Source organism: Lentisphaera araneosa HTCC2155 (assembly GCF_000170755.1).
Lineage (GTDB): Bacteria > Verrucomicrobiota > Lentisphaeria > Lentisphaerales > Lentisphaeraceae > Lentisphaera > Lentisphaera araneosa.
The window spans coordinates 1-2,555 of the sequence record NZ_ABCK01000066.1; the positions used below are offsets into that span (position 1 = coordinate 1).

Below are 2,555 nucleotides of genomic sequence, written 5' to 3' on the forward strand. Positions count from 1 at the left end.
AGTGTGCGGACCTTCATGAACTACACCAGTACCATCTAACCAATCACCATTACCATCTGTTTCATACCTTGTTACAATTGCTTTTCTTTTTAAGAAAACACCATTTGCAATTTCATCCACATCAATTTCATGTTTTTTCAAAATGTCAAGACCAAAAGGGTTGTCTCGTTTTTCTACAATATGATGAGCTGCCATATCTGGCACTTTCGTAATCCCGTATTTTTTTTCTATATTCCTTCCTAAATTTCCTGAATCACCTATTTTATCACCAGCTAATTTTTGCCCAGTTAAATCATGCCAACGTGCACGACTAGGTGAGTTTCCTTTTGCTAGTTCTGAGAAGTATTTTGACCTACTTTTATTTATTAATTTTAGGTGAGCTAATTTTTTATCGATAAAAGTTTTTTTCTTATTAACCCAAGCAACGGATTTATCCAATCCGACCCACAAATCATCATTAATTTTTATGTATTTCTCAAATACACTGTATAGCTGTTCACATAAAGTTCTGCCCATGTTATGAACCCAAAGGCCTGAATCACCCGCAAAGTAAGTATGGTAGTCAGCTACTTCGAAGTTGTAGGTGGTGAAGGTTTCACCATGAACAGCTTTTTCGGTGCCAATTTTTGCGAGAGTCGCAAATTCACCGTTAGCTAAGCGGAATACGTCACCGACTTTTAGATCTTTAACTGGTACAAATTTCTGTTTGCCCACTACCCAGAATGGGTGTTCGCCTGTACCTGAAATCAGTTCAGGGTCTTCGTCATCAGCTTCACCACCATTGATGGTGTAATAAAGATGATAAAGAAGAGTCGGCTTTGTTACAAAAGTTTGAAGAACAGGCTTAAATGATTGTGTAGTATTTTGCTCATCACGAGCCAGAACCATCATGCCCGGCTTTATATCTTCGATATTCACTAAGCCTTGCTGGGCATGGATTTTTGTACCTGCTACAAAACACATTTTTGTGGTGCGTAAAGCAGCCATATGGTTTGTCTCAACATCATCGAGCAATGTCTTACCAAAGTCATCATCTTGGAAAAACTTTCTTTTACGTAATTCTGTAAAGAATTCAACTTTCGATAATTTACTCACTTTCCCCGCTAAAGCAGGTCCCGTGATTGTACTTAAAATTTCAAACGAATCTAGAGGGACAGGTGATTTAAAAATCCCACCATATTCCTCGAAATATAAGTAACAAATTTTAAAAAATTCTTATTTCTCCCTTAAAATCACCTGTCCCTAATTATTTACTTAAAATCACCTGTCCCTGATTATGCTTTGGATAGAGCAATTTCAGCCATACGGTCGCGTATCTCTTTACACGGATTGCCCCTATTATGAACCCAAAGGCCTGAGTCACCTGCGAAGTAAGTATGGAAGTCCGCTACTTCGAAGTTATAGGTGGTGAAGGTTTCGTCTTGAGGAGCTGACTCGGTAGCGATTTTTGCGAGGGTTGCAAATTCACCATTAGCTAAGCGGAAAACGTCACCGATTTTCAAATCTTTGACAGGAACGAACTGCTGTTTAGCCACTACCCAGAATGGGGATTTTTACTTTTTCTGAGAAAGGCTCATCCCCTTCCGCTTTCACCGTTTTCAGTGACTTGCTGGATCATTTCTAATAAGACACTACTGTTTTCTTGTGTAGAGTGGTGCATAATAATTCCTTGTGGGTTGTTTTGGTACAACACCACTCTGCAACTTCTTTACCTCGAGTTACAAACAACTTCCTCAATTTCGCTCCGACGAGAAAGAACCCATTCTCGCGAAAATTCGGAAGCTATTCATAACTCTTAAAGTAGAGCAATCGCAGAATTTACAGAAAGGATGGGACACTACCAAGAAAAAAGTACCGACGTTTTGAGCGTCGATACTTTTTTTGTAAGTTATTGATTTAATTAAATCTATAAACTTTTTTTAGTTTTCTGAGAAAGGCTCACCTCGTTTAGTTTTCTGAGAAAGGCTCACCTCGAGAAAGGCTCACCTCTCGCCCTTAAAGAGATGTTTAAACTAATCTACCAACTCAACGGGGACGTATTGTAGGCCACGAACTTTTAGATCCGTCATTGCTTTACGAAACTTTTGTGTCACAAGTGGTAAACGTATATGAGTATAAGCTCCAAGTGTTCCTATTCGTTCTGCCGTCATGACAATATCAAAGTCTGGCAGGGCTTCAATTTCTGATTTTTTATATTTTAAAATAAACGGCGAGTATCCATCATCATTAAATATCCGAACTGTTGAGCGCTCCCAATTACTTTCTATATCAGTGATTTCTCTATAGCCATTACCAATATAGGACAATAAACAGCGTGGCATTTTTACATCACTCGATAATTTAAAAAGCTTACCTTTGCTCCCTAAAACTTCTTGCTCAAGATTTAAAGCTCTAAGATCATATTTTTTAACAAGCTCTTTAATTTCATGTCTTGCCGCCGGAATGTAAAAAGGCCCTAAAGTACCAATTAATGATTTATTCTTTTTAACTTTGGAAACCGCAAACTCTTCTTTTATAAATTGATGTTTTTCCAAATCACGCCATTCACCTAGAGA

3 protein-coding genes are annotated in these 2,555 nt (G+C 38.0%); all 3 read right to left on the reverse strand.

Features of this window, described 5'->3' with window-relative positions:
- Positions 1–1,095: polymorphic toxin-type HINT domain-containing protein (locus tag LNTAR_RS26365; protein ID WP_007281482.1), on the reverse strand; the 1,095-nt coding region annotated here is incomplete at its 3' end.
- Positions 1,096–1,274: 179 nt separating this feature from the next.
- On the reverse strand, positions 1,275–1,535 hold the full coding sequence (locus LNTAR_RS24555; protein WP_007281483.1) for a polymorphic toxin-type HINT domain-containing protein: 261 nt from the start codon (positions 1,533–1,535) through the stop codon (positions 1,275–1,277).
- Positions 1,536–2,012: 477 nt separating this feature from the next.
- Positions 2,013–2,555, reverse strand: a 543-nt coding sequence (locus LNTAR_RS24560; RefSeq protein ID WP_007281484.1) for a hypothetical protein, incomplete at its 5' end; no start/stop codon positions are given.